This is a genomic window from Polynucleobacter asymbioticus QLW-P1DMWA-1 (assembly GCF_000016345.1).
In the GTDB taxonomy this organism is placed as follows: Bacteria; Pseudomonadota; Gammaproteobacteria; order Burkholderiales; family Burkholderiaceae; genus Polynucleobacter; species Polynucleobacter asymbioticus.
Window position 1 is genome coordinate 766,217 of sequence record NC_009379.1, and the last position, 18,068, is coordinate 784,284.

The window sequence follows — 18,068 nt, forward strand, 5'->3', positions numbered from 1 at the left end:
ATCGCGTGCACAAATTTTCACCTGTTTCTTTAATTGCCAAACTTACCATTGTTGGTATTGCTGGTTTAGTCATTGCCGCATGTAGCAGCACGATGGAAGGTATGGGAAAAGATTTACAAAATATGGGCACCTCAATGGGCGGCTCTAACTCATCCCAAAGCAATCAATCACAAACTAAGGGTAAAGATGTTGTTGTTACCCCAGTGAAGTAATTCATTCGATTTCATCTAGAGTCAAAGTCAGAATCATGGAAAAATTTACGGTATACAAAGGTTTGGTTGCTCCGCTTAATCGCGAGAATGTGGATACCGATGCCATTATTCCGAAGCAGTTTTTAAAGTCCATCAAAAAGACTGGCTTTGGTCAGAACTTGTTTGATGAATGGCGCTATTTAGATCATGGTGAACCTGGCCAAGATTGCAGCACGCGTCCCATTAACCCAGACTTTGTTCTTAACCAGCCACGCTATAAAGGCGCTGGTATTTTGCTGGCTCGCAAAAACTTTGGTTGCGGCAGCTCTCGTGAGCATGCTCCCTGGGCATTAGATCAATTTGGCTTCAGGGCCGTAATTGCCCCTAGCTTTGCCGATATCTTCTACAACAACTGTTTCAAAAATGGTGTTCTGCCAATTGTGTTGACTGAGATGCAGGTAGACCATTTATTTAATGAAACTCAGGCATTTAACGGTTACCAGCTCACCATCGATTTAGAAGGCCAAAAGGTCATTACGCCTGATGGCACAGCATATAGCTTTGATGTGGCCCCATTCCGTAAGCATTGCCTACTCTACGGGCTAGACGATATTGGTTTAACCCTGCAACATGCAGATAAAATCAAGGCTTATGAAGCTGAGCGCATTTTGAAGATGCCTTGGCTTGCGACACAATTGCCGTAATTTTATTGAGTTAAAGGCCTTTCATGAAAATTGCAGTTCTCCCGGGCGATGGTATCGGCCCGGAAATCGTTGCTCAAGCCGTTCGAGTGCTCCATGCGCTTGGTCCAAAGTTTGATTTAGAGGAAGCGCCAGTAGGCGGGGCTGCTTATGATGTTGCTGGCCACCCTTTGCCACCAGCCACTCTTGAACTTGCTAAAAAAGCAGATGCTATTTTGTTCGGCGCTGTCGGTGACTGGAAATACGACACACTCGCACGCGAACTTCGCCCTGAACAAGCAATCTTAGGATTACGTAAACACTTAGAGTTGTTTGCCAACTTCCGTCCGGCCATTTGCTATCCAGAGCTCACTGCTGCATCTAGTCTTAAGCCAGAAATTATTGGCGGCTTAGATATTTTGATTGTGCGTGAACTGAATGGCGATATCTATTTTGGTCAACCACGTGGAATTCGTACATCAGAATTGCCTTTGTTTAAAGGCGCGCGTGAAGGTTATGACACCATGCATTACAGCGAGCCAGAAGTAGAGCGCATTGGTCGCGTTGCATTTGAAGCTGCGCGCAAACGCGGTAAGAAAGTTTGTAGCGTAGATAAAGCGAATGTATTGGAAACTTCACAGCTCTGGCGTGAAGTCATGATTCGTATTTCTAAAGAGTATCCTGACGTTGAGTTGTCTCACATGTATGTCGATAACGCAGCCATGCAGTTAGTAAAGGCGCCTAAAGCATTCGATGTTGTGGTGACGGGAAATTTATTTGGCGATATCTTGTCAGATGAGGCGGCAATGTTGACTGGCTCCATTGGTATGCTGCCATCAGCTTCTTTGGATAAGAACAATAAGGGCTTGTATGAGCCTAGCCATGGTTCTGCACCCGATATCGCTGGCAAAGGAATTGCAAACCCATTGGCAACTATATTGTCCGCTGCAATGATGTTGCGTTATTCCTTAGGAATGCCTGCAGAAGCAGATCGCATTGAAAAAGCGGTTCAAAAAGTGCTGGCTCAAGGTTTACGTACTGCTGATATTTATACCGAAGGAACTCAGAAGGTAACGACAGTGCAAATGGGCGATGCTGTAGTTGCCGCTCTGGCTTAATACGGTAGCAACGGATAAACATCAATATATTTACTAGATAGTTAGATCATGGCAAATACAAAAACACCTTTGGTAGGTTTAGTTGGCTGGCGTGGAATGGTTGGAAGCGTTCTCATGGAGCGCATGCTGGCTGAAAAAGATTTTGATTTCATCGAGCCGGTATTTTTTAGTACTAGCCAGGCAGGTGGCGAAGTGCCATTGCTTAATGGTCAAAAAGTCACCAAGAGCGAAAGCACCTTGCAAGATGCAAATGACATCAAAGCATTGTCACGATGCGACATTATTTTGACTTGCCAAGGCGGTGACTACACCAACGATATCTTCCCTAAACTACGTGCAGCAGGGTGGAATGGTCATTGGATCGATGCAGCGAGTGCATTGCGTATGAAAGATGACGCTGTTTTGGTCTTAGACCCGGTCAATCGTCCCGTCATTGATAAAGCATTGGCTGCTGGCGGTAAAAATTGGATTGGTAGTAACTGCACCGTGAGCTTGATGATGATGGCTATGGGTGGTTTGGTTAAGGCCGATATGGTTGAATGGATTAGCGCTATGACTTACCAGGCTGCCTCTGGGGCTGGCGCTCAAAATATGCGTGAGCTCTTATTGCAAATGGGTGCCTTACGCGATAGCGTTGCAACAGAGTTGGCTGATCCTTCATCATGGATTTTGGATATCGATCGGAAGATTACTGAGACATTGCGCTCCGCTGATTTTCCAAAGAAAAATTTCCGTAATACTGCCTTGGCTGGTAGCTTGATTCCATGGATTGATGTTCCAGTAGAGAATGGCCAGACTAAAGAAGAGTGGAAGGGTGGCGCTGAGTTCAATAAGATCTTGGGCCGTCCTGCATTCCGCACACCTGGTAGCATTCCAATTGATGGCTTATGTGTCCGGGTTGGCGCAATGCGTTGTCACTCACAAGGTTTAACTGTGAAGTTGAAAAAAGATATTCCCCTTAAGGAAATCGAAGCTATTTTAGCCAATGACAATCAATGGGTAAAAGTAGTTCCCAATGATCGCGAAACTACTGAGCGTGATTTATCGCCAGCAGCAGTGAGCGGGACGTTGACTGTGCCCATCGGCCGTCTTCATAAGATGGCGATGGGTCCAGAATACTTGGGCGCCTTTACCGTAGGTGATCAATTGTTGTGGGGTGCAGCCGAACCATTGCGTCGCATGCTCAGAATTTTGCTTGAGAAGTAATTGGAAGCAAGCGGACAATGACTCAATTTAGCTTTACGCGCTTTGTTAAAGTACTTTGCTGTGTATGGCTAAGCTGGGCATGTTCGGTATGGGCTGTTTCTTTGGGTTCGCCTCTGTTGCAATCTCGTCCAGGCGAACCACTTCGTGTTGAAATCCCCATTCGTCTTGCTGTTGATGAGCAGGTGGATCTAGCTTCCCTAAAGGTAGCCTTAGCCAGTAAACCGACTTATGAGCGTCTGGGAATCTCACAAAAAATTCTAGACCTCAATCCTCAGGCGATGGTCTACCGTAATCGTCAAGAACAATTGATGGTATTGGTCGAGACTGTTAATGCCGTGCCAATGACGGATGATCCTTTTTTGGATTTGCTGATTACTCTCAATTGGGCGAGCGGTAGCATTACTAAAACCTATACCTTGTTAATTGGCGACACTCAAAAGGTTACTGTAAAACCTGGTCAAACCTTATCTGAGATAGCTGCATTAATGACGCCGCAGTTAGATGGTGCCAGCCTAGATCAAACGATTATGGCGCTCTACAAAGCCAATCCAGATGCCTTTGCCAGCGGCAGCATCAATCGTTTAGCAGCTGGTGCTGAGTTAAATAAACCCAGCCAAGCTCTCTTGCGCTCTATTAGCCCAGCCGAAGCCAGTCAGTTTGTTGCTGATGCGAATGAACAATGGCGTGCAGACCATGATGCAATAGATGGATCAAATAGATCGCAGAAGTCTGCCGACAAAGATGAGAATGCAAGCCCCAAGGATCGTTTAAAGATTGGCTCCAGCACCGATGGTAATGCCCAGGAGCGTCGTTATACAGAAGATCTTGTAGCTCAAGAGAAGGAGCTTGAGCAAGCGAAGGCGCGCGTTGCTGAGCTAGAGAAAAATATTACTGATCTGCAGCGTTTGCTCGATAAGTCAAAAGAGAAAAAAGCACTTGATAGTAATTTTGGTTTAGGTGGCTTTGGCCCCGCTATTTTGGCGATTGGTTTAATTGCGTTGACTGGCCTTTTATTGTGGGCTTTGGCGCGTAATGCGCGTCGTACTGAAGCACCTAGTTTTGAGGCTAAGGTAGAACATGCTCCTCAGAAAGCCGCGCACAATGCGCCATTTGAAATACCGGATCGCACTAAGGCCTTGTTTGCAGGCATCGATCTCGATTTATCTAAGCCCGTAAAAGAATCCTCAGTCAATGCTCAAGTTCCCGCTTCAAATCCATTGGCAGATACCTTACGCGTCAAATTAAACCTTGCACGTGCCTACATCACGATTGAAGATTTTTCTGCTGCTAAAAAATCTTTAGAGGAGATATTGCGAGTTAGCAATACGGTTGATCCTGCTATAACGATTGAAGCGCAAGGATTATTGGCGGAGCTGTCGCATCGCCAGGCCTAAGGTAAAACAATGCGAATAGCACTTGGTCTCCAATACGATGGTAGTCCTTATGCTGGTTGGCAAACCCAACTTCATCAGCCTACCATTCAAGATGAGCTAGAAAAGGCGCTGACTGCTTTTATTGGCGAAGAAGCGAAGGCATTTCCAGTGCATACGATTACTGCCGGAAGAACCGATACTGGGGTTCATGCCCTAGGGCAAGTAGTGCATTTCGATACCAATGTAGGGCGTGAAGATTTTTCTTGGGTAAGAGGTGTAAATACCTTTTTGCCTAAATCCATTGTGGTGAATTGGGCAAAAGAGGTGCCAGAAGAATTTAGCGCGCGCTTTTCTGCATATGAACGAACTTATATTTATGCGTTGCATGCTGGACCATGCCGTTCACCGATAGTCAATGCTCGCGCAGGCTATCTCATGCTACCCCCGGATCAATTCCTTGATGTTGAGGCCATGAAAAAATCGGCTGAGTGTTTAATCGGAGAGCATGATTTCAGCTCATTTCGTTCTTCGGAGTGCCAGAGTAAAACGCCTGTAAAAACCATTTACGCTATTGACATTATTTCTCAGGAACCATGGGTGTATTTCCGTATTCGGGGTAATGCCTTTTTGCACCATATGATCCGTAATATTGTTGGTTGTTTTTTGCAAATTGGTCAGGGCAGACAACAGTCTGGGTGGATGGCTGAGGTATTGACTGCTAAGAATCGGCAAATCGCTGCACCTACCTTTATGGCGGATGGTCTATATTTAGCCAAAATTAAATATCCAGAAGAATTTGCAATCCCGCAGCCTTGGCTGGAAAACGCGTGGCTTCCAACCAATGTCATCGGGAAATAAACGGCTCTAGGCCTTATCATTGATTTATGGGCTTACTGACATATTCTCCCGGCCGAACTAGGGTAAAAATCTGTGGCTTAAGGACGGCTGCTGATATCGATTCTGCTGTTTCAGCAGGGGTAGATGCTGTTGGCTTTGTCTTTTATCCTCCAAGCGTCCGCGTTGTAAGCCCGAATATTGCTGCCCAACTCATTTCTCGGTTACCAACAGGGGTAGATGCTGTCGGGCTCGTAGTAAATGCCACGGATGAGCAATTTGCTGCTATTCGGGCTGCTGCCTCGATTACTTTATGGCAGTTTCATGGGGATGAGACCCCAGAGCGCTGTGCTGAGCTAGCTGCAGGCGAGCCTTGGATGAAGGCCGCACGAGTAGGGGGGCAGTTCGCATTTGACGATTTTTCCCTACAATATGGGGATGCAAACGCCTTTTTGCTCGATGCCCTGGTTGAGGGTTACGGTGGAGGGGGCGTTCCTTTTGATTGGCAAGGAATTCCACAGACATGGGTAAGCGAAAACGCGCCTCGGGTCGTTTTGAGTGGTGGATTGAACACGCACAACGTGGGCGAGGCTATTGCTCGCCTACATCCTTGCGCAGTTGACGTCTCTAGTGGCGTAGAAAGCAGCAAGGGTGTTAAAGATTCTGTGCTCATGGCTGACTTTATAAAAGCAGTGCGCGCGGCAGATGCGAAAGCATCATCCTAATAATTTGCTGTAGATAAATCAAAAGAGGTAGCTATGTACGACAAGCCAGATGCAAGAGGACATTTTGGTCCTTACGGCGGCGTGTTTGTTTCTGAGACATTGATGTATGCATTAGAGGAACTCAAAGAAGCCTATGCAAAATATCAACACGATCCAGAATTTATTGAAGAGTTTCATTACGAGTTAAAGCACTTTGTTGGTAGACCTTCTCCGGTGTATCACGCAAAACGTTGGAGCGAAATGCTTGGCGGGGCGCAAATCTATTTAAAGCGTGAAGACTTAAACCACACTGGTGCCCATAAGATTAATAACGTAATTGGTCAAGCGATGTTGGCCAAGCGTATGGGTAAGCCCCGCATCATTGCGGAGACTGGGGCAGGGCAACATGGTGTTGCAACGGCAACTATCTGTGCACGATTTGGTCTTGACTGTACTGTCTATCAAGGCTCTGTGGACGTCGCACGTCAAGCTCAAAACGTATATCGCATGAAATTACTCGGTGCCAAAGTGGTGCCAGTAGAGTCTGGTACTAAAACATTAAAAGATGCGCTCAATGAGGCAATGCGTGATTGGGTTACTAACGTCGATAACACTTTCTACATCATCGGTACTGTTGCCGGTCCACATCCCTATCCAATGATGGTGCGCGATTTCCAAAGCGTGATTGGAGAAGAGTGCAAAGTGCAGATGCCAGAAATGACTGGGCGTCAACCAGACTTTGTATTGGCCTGTGTTGGCGGTGGTTCAAATGCCATGGGTATTTTTTACCCATACATCGATTTCCCGGAAGTGAAATTAGTAGGCGTAGAAGCTGCAGGTCATGGCTTGGGTAGTGGTTTGCATTCAGCGGCTCTGTGTGTCGGTAAGCCTGGTGTCTTGCATGGCAATCGGACTTACTTACTCCAAGATGAGAACGGTCAGATTTCTGAAACGCATTCTGTTTCTGCTGGTATGGATTACCCCGGTGTTGGTCCTGAGCATGCATGGTTAAAAGACTCTGGTCGTGCTGACTATGTAGCCATTACCGACGAGGAAGCTCTAAAAGCCTTCCATGATTGCTGTCAGATTGAAGGCATCATTCCTGCGCTGGAGTCAGCCCATGCTATTGCCTATGCCTGCAAGTTGGCCAAGACTTTGCCTAAAGATAAAACCATTTTGGTGAACCTTTCTGGTCGTGGCGATAAGGATATGCATACCGTTGCTCAGGCAACTGGTTCTGAAGGCTAGGTAAAAGAGAAGAATAAAAAGAAAAATAAGAATAGAAAAACGAAACTGCTATGTCAAAAATAACTGCACTCTTTAAAGAGCTCAAAGCAAGCGGAAAGAAGGGATTGATTCCCTTCATTACTGCCGGTGATCCTGATCCCAAATTAACCGTGGAATTAATGCATGCACTCGTGCGTGGTGGCTCTAGCGTAATTGAATTGGGCGTGCCATTCTCTGATCCGATGGCTGATGGTCCCGTGATACAGAGATCTTCTGAGCGTGCTTTGACACAGGGAGTTACTTTACATAGCTGCCTAGACATGGTGAAAGAGTTTCGCAAAAAAGATGCAACGACTCCAGTCGTTTTAATGGGATATGCAAATCCTGTTGAGCAAATGGGTGCAGAGAGATTTGCAACCGAAGCAAAAGCAGCTGGGGTAGATGGAGTCCTGATTGTTGACTATCCGCCTGAGGAATGCGTTGATTTTGCGGCACGCATGCGTGTTGCAGGAATTGACCCGATTTTCTTATTAGCGCCAACTTCATCCCATGAGCGCATTAAAGAGGCTGCCAAAATAGCTTCTGGTTATATCTATTACGTTTCCATGCGTGGTGTAACAGGCGCTTCCCATCTCAATACCCAGGATGTAGCCAGCATCATCCCTAAAATTCGGGAAGAAACCGATATTCCTATCGCCGTAGGCTTTGGAATTAACGATGCAGCAAGTGCCAAGGCTGTTTCAGTCAGCGCTGACGCAGTGGTCATAGGGAGCCGGATTATTCGCCTTTTGGAGGATGCACCCCCTGGGCAGGCAGTACAATCATTGGAAACCTTCATTCGTGAGATTCGCGACGCATTGGATAGTTAAAAACTAATGAGCTGGATAGATAAATTACTCCCACCCCAAATTCAACATACTGATCCTGCTAATCGCAAATCAGTACCTGAAGGATTGTGGGTTAAGTGCCCAAGTTGTGAAACAGTGCTCTATAGCACCGATATCGAAGCGAATTTATCAGTTTGTCCAAAATGCAGTCACCATATGCGCATTGGCGCACGCTTGCGTTTAGACAGTTTGTTGGATGAAAAAGGCCGTTATGAAATCGGCGCAGATATCTATCCAATTGACCCATTGAAATTTAAGGATTCCAAGAAGTATCCTGATCGTATTAAGGAGGCTAATGATGCCTCTGGCGAATCTGAAGCCTTGATTGTGATGGGCGGCAAGATTGAAACGATTCCCGTTGTAGCAGCCTGTTTTGAATTCCAATACATGGGTGGCTCAATGGGCTCAGTAGTGGGCGAACGTTTTGCTCGTGGCGTACAAGAAGCAATTAGTAAGAAATGTGCATTTATCTGCGTGACTGCTACTGGCGGTGCGCGCATGCAAGAGAGTTTGCTGTCACTCTTTCAGATGGCTAAAACAAACTCGATGTTGACCTTGTTGTCTAAAAAAGGTTTGCCTTACATCAGCGTTCTTACAGACCCAACAATGGGCGGCATCTCTGCTAGTTTTGCCTTCATGGGTGATGTGGTGATGGCTGAACCAAAAGCATTGATTGGTTTTGCTGGGCCACGTGTGATCGAGCAAACCGTTCGTGAGAAATTGCCAGAAGGTTTTCAGCGCTCAGAATTCTTAATGCAAAAGGGTGGCATTGACATGATTGTCGATCGTCGCCAAATGCGTGGTGAGATTGCGCATTTACTTGCTCTGCTGCAAAAACTTCCTGAGCCTGCGATTGCGGGTAGCGCAGCCGTTTAAGCGCTTGAGTACAGCACACCAAACCCCTATTTTATTTTCCAGCCTCGAGGCTTGGCTTAGTCACCTCGAAACTGCGCATCCTGTTGGCATTGATATGGGTCTTGATCGTATCAATCGCGTGAAGGCTGCTTTAGATCTCCATTTCGACTGTCCCGTAATCACAGTAGCTGGTACCAATGGCAAAGGTTCTACCTGCGCTTATTTGGAAAGTATTTTGTTGTCTTCTGGATATCGAGTTGGTTGTCATATGTCACCCCATTTGATGACTTTTAATGAACGTGCTCGTATTAATGGCGAAGAGGTAAAAGATAATCTCCTTTTGGAGCACTTTGCCGCTGTTGAAAATGCCCGCGTCAGTTTGGTTGATGCTCCAACGCTTACCTATTTTGAGTTCACCACTTTAGCCATCATGCATTTGTTTGCTAAATCCAATCTGGATGCGGTGGTATTGGAAGTAGGTATGGGTGGTCGATTGGATGCCGTCAATATTGTGGATGCTGACTGCGCTATTGTGACGAGCATTGATATTGATCATGCTGATTTTTTAGGCGGCACACGTGAAGCTATTGGTTTAGAAAAAGCGGGCATATTTCGGCCAGGGCATATCGCGGTCTGTGGCGATCCTGTTCCACCGCAATCCTTGATTGATTACGCTGAAAAGTTGGGATGTGACCTTTGGTTGCAGGGGCGCGATTACAACTTTCAGGGCGACAAACAGCAATGGGGATGGGCAGGGCGTAAAAAGCGCTTTAGCGGCCTCGGTTATCCCGCATTACGGGGCGCCAATCAAATTCTGAATGCCTCAGCAGTGATTGCTGCCTTAATGGCCTTGCATCAACGCCTGCCAGTAGGCGCCCAAGATATTCGTAATGGCTTTGCCTTAGTTGAACTGCCGGGGCGCTTTCAGGTGCTTCCTGGTCAGCCAACGGTGGTTTTGGACGTTGCCCATAACCCGCACGCAGCGGCTACTTTGGGGCAAGGTTTGGACAAAATGGGCTATCACCCCTATACCTATGCCATTTTTGGGGCCATGGCTGATAAAGACATTGAAGGGGTGATAAAGCCCCTGCTCAATATTGTGGATTTCTGGTTCTGTACTGACCTCCCAACCCCTCGCGCTGCCAGCGCCATGGCTTTGGCAAAGAAGCTTGAGTTGATGGGCGTAAAGCCTAAAAATGGCGCTGATGGAGGTATTGAGTGCTTTGCTGACCCTGCTTCTGCGTATCAAAAAGCGCTATCCGTCGCAGGTGAGGGTGATAGAATTGTGACCTTCGGATCCTTCTATACCGTTGCCGGTGTAATGGCTTATCGAAACAACCAGGCGCATTGATCCATGATTCGTTTACCGAGCTTTTTTAAGCGAAAAACACAGGCTGATGACCTTGAATTGGGTTCAGTAAGGGATAGACGCACCGCTAAAAAAGTTAGCCCCAAACCTAGTCCACGCAGTTTTCAGCGTGCTGCAGAAGCGGAAGAGTTGGCTCTCACAGAGGACCCAGAACAACAAAGAGCACGTCATCGTTTAATTGGCGCTGCCGTTTTAGTCTTGATTGCCGTAATTGGCCTCCCACGCATCTTAGATAGCAAACCAAAACCGGTTACCAATGACATTGCCGTCAATATCGTTGCCAGTCTTCCGGTGCCAAGCGCCGATGTAAAACCAGAAGCAAGGCCTGAAGAAAAACCAAAAGCGGATGTTCCGATAGAGGCACCCAAAGCTGCAGTGTTGCCAACACCTGAAGTCAAGTCTGAGGCGAAGCCTGAAGTCAAGGCCGAAGTAAAAACAGAAACCAAAACAGAAGCTAAGCCTACTACGGCTCCGAGTAAAACTTCTGGGTTGGGGTTGGCTGCTGGTGAAGAAGTGGTTGCTTCTGCTGCCGTCAAACCTAAAGCGGATGACACAGCCCGTAAAACAAGCGTATCCACAGGCTCGGGAAAATTTGTGATTCAGATTGGAGCCTTCGCCTCTGAAGAGCGCGCCAAAGGTTGGGTTTCTAAGTTGAGGGACCAAAAAATTCCTAACTATGTATTAACCAAAACGGGAACTGACGGCACAAAACTATATGTCTTGCGTGCCGGTCCGTATACCGATAAAGACGCTGCTGAAGTGGCTGAGAAAAAAATTAAGGCCATGGGTTTATCGCCCAGGCTCGTTGAGACTGGTAAGCAGTAATGGAATACTTATCCACCCTTAAGCTAACATCGGTGGATTACTTCACCCTAGTGGTCTTGTTGGTATCTTCCTTAGTGGGTATTTCGAGGGGCTTATTTAAAGAAGTATTAGCACTTGCCTCATGGTTTGTGGCTGCCTGGGTTGCTTATCACTACAGTAATTTTTTAGCTACCGAATGGCTCTCTACTTTTCATCTAGATGAATTGCTGACTCTTGGTCTGAGTTTTTTAATTTTATTTGTGTTGACACTTATCGTCTGCGGATTATTTGGTGGGTTGGTACAAAAAATAATTCTTTCAGTAGGCCTGAGTTTGACGGATCGATTTCTTGGGCTTGTATTTGGTTTAGCTCGTGGTGGCTTGATCGTAGTGGTCTTAGCTACCTTAGCTGCCTTGACTCCTATTCCACAGAGCATGGCCTGGAAGAACGCAATAACAAGACCAGCTATCGATATGGCTACCGGTTTAATTAAAGGTTGGCTGCCAGCTGACTGGGCTAAGCAATTGGGTGATCCAATGCCCAAAGTAACACCTACCATTACTCCTAAAATAACAATAGGAATCTAGAGATATGTGCGGCGTCGTCGGAACAGTTTCCCACTCACCAGTAAATCAACTTCTCTATGACGCATTGTTGCTTTTGCAACATCGCGGACAAGATGCAGCCGGTATCGCAACGATGAACGGCAATTCGTTCACGATGCATAAAGCTAATGGCTTGGTACGAGATGTCTTTAGAACTCGCAATATGCGTAGCTTAGTTGGTAATGCCGGTATCGGACAGGTAAGGTACCCAACTGCCGGTTCTGCCAGTAGCGAAGAAGAGGCGCAGCCCTTTTATGTAAGCGCTCCTTATGGAATTATCTTGGCACATAACGGCAACCTCACCAACGCACCAAGCTTGCGTGTGGAGATGGCTTATCGTGATCGTCGCCATATCAATACCAGCTCAGATACTGAGGTACTCCTCAATGTATTGGCTGATGAACTTCAAAAAGAAACGAACAGCGCCGCTTTAGATGAGACGGCAATGTTTAATGCTGTTACGGGCGTAACAAGTAGGGTCAAAGGTTCTTATGCGGTGGTTTCTTTAATTGCTGGTTATGGTTTATTAGCCTTCCGCGATCCTTTTGGTATCCGTCCTTTATGCATTGGCCGCATTGATACGCCACAGGGCCCTGAGTGGATGGTGGCATCTGAATCAGTAGCTTTGGAAGGCTTAGGATTTACTTTTGTCCGTGATGTTCATCCAGGCGAAGCGATCTATGTCGACTTGGATGGTAATTTCTATTCACGTCAGTGTGTTCCGAATGCCGTTCTAACGCCTTGTATTTTTGAATATGTTTACATGGCTAGACCTGACTCCACAATTGATGGCGTTACGGTCTACAACGTGCGTATGCGTATGGGCGATTACCTAGCTGAAAAGATCCGCAAAGAAACCAATGTTGATGAAATCGATGTAGTCATGCCGATTCCAGACTCTAGTCGTCCAGCTGCGATGCAAGTGGCTAAGAAATTAGGCATTGACTATCGTGAAGGCTTTTTTAAGAACCGTTATATCGGTAGAACCTTCATCATGCCGGGGCAGGCTGTGCGCAAGAAATCCGTGCGTCAAAAACTCAATGCTATGCGTATTGAATTCAAAGATAAAACGGTATTAATTGTTGATGACTCTATCGTGCGCGGTACTACCTCTTTTGAGATTGTACAAATGGCTCGTGAGTCTGGTGCTAAGAAAGTCATCTTTGCTTCTGCAGCACCTCCTGTACGCTTCCCTAACGTCTATGGCATCGACATGCCTACGCGTAGTGAGTTAGTTGCTTATGGCCGCACTGATGCAGAAATTAATAAGATGATTGGCGCTGACCAACTGATTTATCAAAGTGTTGAGGATATGAAGCAAGCGGTTCGTGACATTAATCCGAATATTCAGCAATTTGAAGCTTCTTGTTTTGATGGCAATTACATCACTGGGGATATTAACGACTCGTATTTGGATGCCCTCGAGGCGCAGCGCAATTCCACTGCGGCTAAAGCGGATCGTCAGCGTGATTCCAGCGACTTTGCCCGTTCCCAGCTTCATTTGCATTTGGCTACCGAAGACTAAAAAGCCACAGGAAATTGCCTCAAGGGAGGCAATTCCTCAATTCGGTGTCAAAATAGCAGGATGAAGAGCAAAACCACCCGTAAAAAACCTGATTTTTCAAAACTGGCACTAGAGACTCTCGCAGTTCGTGCTGGTACTCGCCGTACCGCTGAATATCAAGAGCATTCAGAGGCCATGTTTCTTACCTCTAGCTTTTGTTTTGATAGCGCTGAATTAGCGGCTGATGGTTTTGCTCATGCAGACCAAGGTTTTATCTATTCCCGCTTTACCAATCCAACGGTCAGCATGTTTCAAGATCGCTTGGCTGCCTTGGAGGGTGGAGAAGCATGTATTGCGACCGCCTCCGGCATGTCTGCAATTTTAACGATGGCAATGGCCCACCTGCAGGCGGGTGATCATGTCGTTTGCTCTCGTTCTGTATTCGGTGCGACGATTCAATTGTTTACGAATATCTTGGGTCGCTTCGGTATCACTACAACCTATGCTGACTTGGCCGATACCAAGTCATGGCAGGCTGCTGTTCAACCCAACACCAAATTATTCTATTTAGAAACGCCATCGAATCCGTTAACTGAAATTGCAGACATCAAAGCGATCTCTAAGATTGCCAAGAAAGCGGGCGCTTTATTTGCAGTTGATAACTGTTTTTGTACGCCCGCTTTACAGAAGCCACTGGCACTAGGTGCTGATGTTGTCATTCATTCAGCAACGAAGTACTTAGATGGTCAGGGCAGAATGGTTGGCGGCGCTATTGTTGGTAGCAACGACTTTGTCATGGGTAAAGTTTTCCCTTATGTTCGGACTGCTGGGCCAACATTGTCTGCATTTAATGCTTGGATATTTCTCAAGGGGTTAGAGACGCTTGAGCTGCGCATGAAGCAGCAAAGTGAAAATGCACTGGCATTAGCACAGTGGCTAGAAAAACAGCCTGGAGTAGAGCGCGTCTATCACCCAGGACTGAAATCTCACCCGCAGCATGCTTTGGCAATGCGTCAACAAAAAGCAGGCGGTGCGATTGTGTCTTTTGCATTAAAGGGTGGCAAGAAATCAGCCTTCAAGTTAATTAATCAAACCAAGTTGTGTTCAATTACGGCTAATTTAGGTGATACACGTACAACGATTACGCATCCAGCTACAACTACCCATTGCCGCGTAAGCCCAGAAGCTCGTAAAGCCGCAGGGATTACCGATGGATTGGTGCGCATTGCGGTTGGCTTGGAAAACATTAATGACCTAAAGGGTGATCTCATTGGCGGACTCAAAAAATAACCAGGTGCACCTAGATAAATCCATGGGTTTTGCAGAAGCTACTCAATTCTGGAATGAGCGCTTCGATAAAGAAGAGTTCATTTTTGGTAAAGAGCCGAATGAGTATCTAGTAGAAAAGGCCCATCAGCATTTAAAACCCAATCAAAAAGTGCTTTGCATTGCTGATGGAGAAGGTCGTAATGGCGTTTGGCTTGCTAAGCAAGGCTTGCAAGTAGTTGGATTTGATGCTTCTGATATTGCACTTACCAAAGCAAGGCAGTTCGCTAAAGAAAATAAAGTAGAAGTCGAATACTCCTTCTCCGATACCGATAGCTTTGCGTGGCATGCAAATACGTACGATGCAGTCATCGGAATCTTTATTCAGTTTGCCGATGCAGCCATGCGCGCTAGAATTTTTCAGCAGGCATACAAAGCGACTAAGCCTGGTGGTCTCTTTATATTGCAGGGTTACACACCCAAGCAACTAGAATACAAAACTGGTGGCCCATCCTTAATTGAACATCTCTATACAGAAGAACTTATTCGTGACCTAGCTAAAGAGTTTGAAATACTAGAGCTTGTCAGTTATGAAAAAGAATTATCTGAAGGCCCAAGACATACAGGTATGTCTGCTATCTTGGGTTTAGTCGCCCAAAAGCCTAATTAGTAAAGCGCCTTGGGTCGTTGATGGGGCGCAATGGCATGATGTGTATTTGGCTGGCATCCATTTCTACGTAACTTCTACTGCCAAGCTCTAAAGATAGACGCTTTACCTCAGCAGCTGAGGCTTCCCAAATAATCGTATGAGATCCTTCGGTTGTTCGTAATTGAATCACGGCAATCTGGCCAAGAGCGCTTATCTGGTCAACTATTACCTCAATTGATTGTGCCGTGACCTGTGCATGAAGGCTTAGGCCTTCGGCAGGAATCACCCAAGCAACGGGCGTATTGGGTGGGATCTTGCCTTTATCGATGACATCAAAAACCTGAGTACTACCATTCCAGCTCAATTTGCCAGCGCTAAAGACGCCCTCAAACATATTGTTAATGCCAACTAATTCGGCAACCCGCGAGTTTCTGGGTCTTTCAAAAAGAACTTGAGGTGGAGCAGTTTGCAGTCCAACACCCTGGTCAATGACAGTAATGCGATCGGCTAATAAATCCGCCTCCCTTAAATCATGTGTCACTAAAAGGATAGGAATGTTCAAATCTTTTCGAAGATTGGCTAGTGTCTTATAGAGGCTCTGACGAGTAGGCGCATCAATGGCAGAGAAGGGCTCATCCAGCAATAATATTTTTGGGGATCTTGCTAATGCCCTGGCAAGTGCAACCCGTTGCTGCTGACCGCCAGAGAGTTGATTGGGCATTCGGTTAGCTAGCTCACCAATTCCCATACGATCAAGCCATTGCTGCGCCAATACTCTTCGTTCGGCAAGGCTGTTGATGCTGTTGTAAAGGGGAATGCATACATTTTCAATGGCATTGAGATGGGGAAAAAGGGCGTATTGCTGAAATAAGAATCCGCATGAACGCTGGGCTGGACTAAGTGCGGTAGTCGTTCCATTGATTTCATTTGCCTCAAACCAAAGCTCACCATCACATTCAATTTTTCCTGAGGAAGCATTATTGAGTCCAGCAATTGTTCTTAATGCAGTTGTCTTGCCGCTTCCTGAGGGACCTACCAATGCATGGAGTTCTCCAGGAATGCACTCAAGCTTGAGTTGCAAAGGGTTAGGTGTCGTCTGCGATAGTTTAATTTTGAGCATTAGCTTCTCCACCCTTTACCGCGAGAGGGATTGCGCCCAAAGAGGCCATACGAAATAGCAATTGCTATAAGCGAGGTACCCAACAGAATTAATGAGAGCGTACCAGCGCCTGCAGTATCAAAGCTTTGCACCTTGTCATAAATTGCAATAGATACCGTTTTAGTTTCTCCAGGAATTGCGCCACCAACCATCAGAATGACACCGAATTCTCCGAGAGTATGTGCAAACGTCAGTACCGCTGCACTAGTGATCCCTCGCCAAGCCAGGGGAAACTCAATCAAGCGAAAGACTTGCCAATTGGATAAACCGCTCACTTGAGCTGCTTCCCGAATCTCAGGGTTAATAGCTTCAAAGGCACGCTGGATTGGCTGAATGGCAAATGGCAAATTAACAATCAGAGAGGCAATCAGTATTCCGGTAAACGAAAACACCAAAGGGATGCCAAATATAGTTTTCCCACCTAGGCCGACAAGAAGGTAATAACCTAAAACGGTAGGAGGGAGGACTAAAGGAAGTGCTAGGGTAGCCTCAATAAAAGGCTTAATAACTCCGGCATTAAGTAAGTAGCGAGCAGCCAATATACCAAAGGGCAATAGCAGCACAAGGGTCCATATGGCAAGCTTTAGGGAGAGATAAATAGCATCTGAATCCATCACGTGCAATTGTATTGCCTTTGCTAAGGAGTGGAGAGATATTGCCCCAATGGAAGCCTTAAATAAGGTATAGAATCATTAACATGCGCTGCAACAGAAAATCCCTCGCCATTCTTCTTTGCTTATTTCTAATGTCATTTAAGGTGGCGGCCGCTAATATTTTCATTGATGCTGCTATCGAGCGTGCTCAAATGCATCAAATGGCCCATATTAGCGACTTATCTGATGGCGGAAAATCAGCTATACATGGTAGCAATGGTGAGCGAGAGTCTCATACGCTTTTTTTAATGAGTCATGTCACTGCAAACGTTGGTGAAACTGGGGTGGTAATTGCTTTCGTTCCTCACCAGATTGCAACGTTCATTCCCTCAAAAAATATTCTGTATACACAGAATTTACCGGATTCAACCTTCAAGCCCCCCAAAATCACTGCCTAATTTTCTTAGGTGTGGATTCTTGTTTTCACAGAATCCAGTGTCGATTTGACTAAATGATTTAGTCTTAATAGGGAGTATTCTCGCGATGAAGTTTTTTAAAATATGTATTTTGGCGATCTTTGCTGTATTGGTTGCAGCCTGCTCTACTGGTGTAAAGCTTGATGACAATAATAGAGTGGCTACGGTCAGTGCTGGCAGCCCATTGACTTATGATCCGATTTCGGACCCTAGATCAAGCGTATACGGTAAGCGTTCAATTTACTTTGAGTTTGATAGCTACTCTATAGATCCAAAATATGCATCCATTATTTCCGCACATGCCTCGTATTTGAAATCCTTTGAGAGGCAAAAAGCATCGATCATTATTCAAGGAAATACAGATGATCGTGGAACTGCAGAATATAACCTAGCCCTTGGCCAGAGGCGATCTGAAGCAGTAAAAAAGGCACTTCTGGCTTTGGGTGTAAGCGAGTCTCAGGTTGAAGCGGTTAGCTTTGGTAAAGAGAAGCCTGAAAACCCAGCTCAAACGGAAGCAGCTTTTAAAGAAAATCGTCGCGCCGACATTGTTTACCGCTAAGTTGAATTT

General features: G+C 46.1%; 20 protein-coding genes. 18 read left to right on the top strand and 2 right to left on the bottom strand.

The window, feature by feature from the left end; translation table 11 throughout:
- Positions 1-5: 5 nt before the first annotated feature.
- From PNUC_RS03990 to PNUC_RS04065, 16 genes are read left to right on the top strand one after another with little or no spacing between them, the layout of a single operon-like run.
- A complete protein-coding gene (locus PNUC_RS03990) occupies positions 6-212 on the top strand; it encodes a hypothetical protein (RefSeq protein WP_011902608.1) in 207 nt (68 codons plus the stop codon).
- 35 nt (positions 213-247) lie between these two features.
- Positions 248-895 (top strand): 3-isopropylmalate dehydratase small subunit, encoded by a 648-nt coding sequence (leuD, locus tag PNUC_RS03995; RefSeq protein WP_011902609.1) that lies wholly within the window; start codon positions 248-250, stop codon positions 893-895.
- Positions 896-918: 23 nt separating this feature from the next.
- Entirely contained in the window at positions 919-1,989 is a 1,071-nt protein-coding gene (gene leuB / locus PNUC_RS04000) for a 3-isopropylmalate dehydrogenase (protein ID WP_011902610.1), read from the top strand.
- Between the two features lie 48 nt (positions 1,990-2,037).
- On the top strand, positions 2,038-3,195 hold the full coding sequence (asd, locus tag PNUC_RS04005; protein ID WP_011902611.1) for an aspartate-semialdehyde dehydrogenase: 1,158 nt from the start codon (positions 2,038-2,040) through the stop codon (positions 3,193-3,195).
- A gap of 17 nt (positions 3,196-3,212) precedes the next feature.
- The gene (locus PNUC_RS04010; RefSeq protein ID WP_011902612.1) at positions 3,213-4,589 is read left to right on the top strand and encodes a FimV/HubP family polar landmark protein; all 1,377 of its coding nucleotides are present in this window, start codon (positions 3,213-3,215) and stop codon (positions 4,587-4,589) included.
- 9 nt (positions 4,590-4,598) lie between these two features.
- Entirely contained in the window at positions 4,599-5,426 is an 828-nt protein-coding gene (truA, locus tag PNUC_RS04015) for a tRNA pseudouridine(38-40) synthase TruA (RefSeq protein WP_011902613.1), read from the top strand.
- Positions 5,427-5,452: 26 nt separating this feature from the next.
- Positions 5,453-6,127, top strand: a complete 675-nt coding sequence (locus PNUC_RS04020) for a phosphoribosylanthranilate isomerase (RefSeq protein WP_011902614.1) — start codon at positions 5,453-5,455, stop codon at positions 6,125-6,127.
- Between the two features lie 33 nt (positions 6,128-6,160).
- A complete protein-coding gene (trpB, locus tag PNUC_RS04025) occupies positions 6,161-7,354 on the top strand; it encodes a tryptophan synthase subunit beta (RefSeq protein WP_011902615.1) in 1,194 nt (397 codons plus the stop codon).
- A 50-nt stretch (positions 7,355-7,404) separates the two neighbouring features.
- A complete protein-coding gene (gene trpA, locus PNUC_RS04030; RefSeq protein ID WP_011902616.1) occupies positions 7,405-8,202 on the top strand; it encodes a tryptophan synthase subunit alpha in 798 nt (265 codons plus the stop codon).
- A gap of 6 nt (positions 8,203-8,208) precedes the next feature.
- The gene (gene accD, locus PNUC_RS04035) at positions 8,209-9,096 is read left to right on the top strand and encodes an acetyl-CoA carboxylase, carboxyltransferase subunit beta (RefSeq protein WP_011902617.1); all 888 of its coding nucleotides are present in this window, start codon (positions 8,209-8,211) and stop codon (positions 9,094-9,096) included.
- 4 nt (positions 9,097-9,100) lie between these two features.
- Positions 9,101-10,426 carry a bifunctional tetrahydrofolate synthase/dihydrofolate synthase gene (gene folC / locus PNUC_RS04040; RefSeq protein WP_011902618.1) on the top strand — a complete coding sequence of 442 codons (1,326 nt, stop codon included), beginning with the start codon at positions 9,101-9,103 and terminating at the stop codon, positions 10,424-10,426.
- Between the two features lie 3 nt (positions 10,427-10,429).
- The gene (locus tag PNUC_RS04045; RefSeq protein ID WP_011902619.1) at positions 10,430-11,269 is read left to right on the top strand and encodes an SPOR domain-containing protein; all 840 of its coding nucleotides are present in this window, start codon (positions 10,430-10,432) and stop codon (positions 11,267-11,269) included.
- Positions 11,269-11,835: a CvpA family protein gene (locus PNUC_RS04050; protein WP_011902620.1), complete on the top strand. Its 567-nt coding sequence runs from the start codon at positions 11,269-11,271 to the stop codon at positions 11,833-11,835. The genes PNUC_RS04045 and PNUC_RS04050 overlap by 1 nt, the downstream gene beginning before the upstream one ends.
- A 4-nt stretch (positions 11,836-11,839) precedes the next feature.
- On the top strand, positions 11,840-13,378 hold the full coding sequence (gene purF, locus PNUC_RS04055) for an amidophosphoribosyltransferase (RefSeq protein ID WP_011902621.1): 1,539 nt from the start codon (positions 11,840-11,842) through the stop codon (positions 13,376-13,378).
- A gap of 60 nt (positions 13,379-13,438) precedes the next feature.
- Positions 13,439-14,647 carry an O-succinylhomoserine sulfhydrylase gene (locus PNUC_RS04060; RefSeq protein WP_011902622.1) on the top strand — a complete coding sequence of 403 codons (1,209 nt, stop codon included), beginning with the start codon at positions 13,439-13,441 and terminating at the stop codon, positions 14,645-14,647.
- The gene (locus PNUC_RS04065; RefSeq protein ID WP_397428483.1) at positions 14,619-15,293 is read left to right on the top strand and encodes a class I SAM-dependent methyltransferase; all 675 of its coding nucleotides are present in this window, start codon (positions 14,619-14,621) and stop codon (positions 15,291-15,293) included. The genes PNUC_RS04060 and PNUC_RS04065 overlap by 29 nt, the downstream gene beginning before the upstream one ends.
- Here the strand turns inward: PNUC_RS04065 and PNUC_RS04070 are convergent.
- Together PNUC_RS04070 and modB are read right to left on the bottom strand one after the other, a co-directional pair.
- A complete protein-coding gene (locus PNUC_RS04070) occupies positions 15,286-16,392 on the bottom strand; it encodes an ABC transporter ATP-binding protein (RefSeq protein WP_011902624.1) in 1,107 nt (368 codons plus the stop codon). The two genes, PNUC_RS04065 and PNUC_RS04070, sit on opposite strands and share 8 nt — an antisense overlap.
- Complete coding sequence (gene modB, locus PNUC_RS04075) at positions 16,392-17,045, bottom strand: molybdate ABC transporter permease subunit (protein ID WP_011902625.1); 654 nt, start codon at positions 17,043-17,045, stop codon at positions 16,392-16,394. Before modB ends, PNUC_RS04070 begins: the two co-directional genes overlap by 1 nt.
- Before the next feature lie 131 nt (positions 17,046-17,176).
- On the opposite strand from modB, the gene PNUC_RS04080 reads away from it, so the two are divergent.
- Positions 17,177-17,482, top strand: coding sequence for a hypothetical protein (locus PNUC_RS04080; protein WP_071467194.1), 306 nt, complete (start codon positions 17,177-17,179; stop codon positions 17,480-17,482).
- An 85-nt stretch (positions 17,483-17,567) separates the two neighbouring features.
- A complete protein-coding gene (gene pal, locus PNUC_RS04085; protein ID WP_011902627.1) occupies positions 17,568-18,059 on the top strand; it encodes a peptidoglycan-associated lipoprotein Pal in 492 nt (163 codons plus the stop codon).
- The last annotated feature ends 9 nt before the right edge of the window (positions 18,060-18,068 follow it).

What these genes read in the sequence shown, in the direction of transcription:
- leuD (WP_011902609.1), top strand. Translation starts at nt 248, where the DNA reads ATGGAAAAATTTACGGTATACAAAGGTTTGGTTGCTCCGCTTAATCGC.
- leuB (WP_011902610.1), top strand. Translation starts at nt 919, where the DNA reads ATGAAAATTGCAGTTCTCCCGGGCGATGGTATCGGCCCGGAAATCGTT.
- asd (WP_011902611.1), top strand. Translation starts at nt 2,038, where the DNA reads ATGGCAAATACAAAAACACCTTTGGTAGGTTTAGTTGGCTGGCGTGGA.
- PNUC_RS04010 (WP_011902612.1), top strand. Translation starts at nt 3,213, where the DNA reads ATGACTCAATTTAGCTTTACGCGCTTTGTTAAAGTACTTTGCTGTGTA.
- truA (WP_011902613.1), top strand. Translation starts at nt 4,599, where the DNA reads ATGCGAATAGCACTTGGTCTCCAATACGATGGTAGTCCTTATGCTGGT.
- PNUC_RS04020 (WP_011902614.1), top strand. Translation starts at nt 5,453, where the DNA reads ATGGGCTTACTGACATATTCTCCCGGCCGAACTAGGGTAAAAATCTGT.
- trpB (WP_011902615.1), top strand. Translation starts at nt 6,161, where the DNA reads ATGTACGACAAGCCAGATGCAAGAGGACATTTTGGTCCTTACGGCGGC.
- trpA (WP_011902616.1), top strand. Translation starts at nt 7,405, where the DNA reads ATGTCAAAAATAACTGCACTCTTTAAAGAGCTCAAAGCAAGCGGAAAG.
- accD (WP_011902617.1), top strand. Translation starts at nt 8,209, where the DNA reads ATGAGCTGGATAGATAAATTACTCCCACCCCAAATTCAACATACTGAT.
- PNUC_RS04045 (WP_011902619.1), top strand. Translation starts at nt 10,430, where the DNA reads ATGATTCGTTTACCGAGCTTTTTTAAGCGAAAAACACAGGCTGATGAC.
- PNUC_RS04050 (WP_011902620.1), top strand. Translation starts at nt 11,269, where the DNA reads ATGGAATACTTATCCACCCTTAAGCTAACATCGGTGGATTACTTCACC.
- purF (WP_011902621.1), top strand. Translation starts at nt 11,840, where the DNA reads ATGTGCGGCGTCGTCGGAACAGTTTCCCACTCACCAGTAAATCAACTT.
- PNUC_RS04060 (WP_011902622.1), top strand. Translation starts at nt 13,439, where the DNA reads ATGAAGAGCAAAACCACCCGTAAAAAACCTGATTTTTCAAAACTGGCA.
- PNUC_RS04070 (WP_011902624.1), bottom strand. Translation starts at nt 16,392, where the DNA reads ATGCTCAAAATTAAACTATCGCAGACGACACCTAACCCTTTGCAACTC.
- modB (WP_011902625.1), bottom strand. Translation starts at nt 17,045, where the DNA reads ATGGATTCAGATGCTATTTATCTCTCCCTAAAGCTTGCCATATGGACC.
- PNUC_RS04080 (WP_071467194.1), top strand. Translation starts at nt 17,177, where the DNA reads ATGTCATTTAAGGTGGCGGCCGCTAATATTTTCATTGATGCTGCTATC.
- pal (WP_011902627.1), top strand. Translation starts at nt 17,568, where the DNA reads ATGAAGTTTTTTAAAATATGTATTTTGGCGATCTTTGCTGTATTGGTT.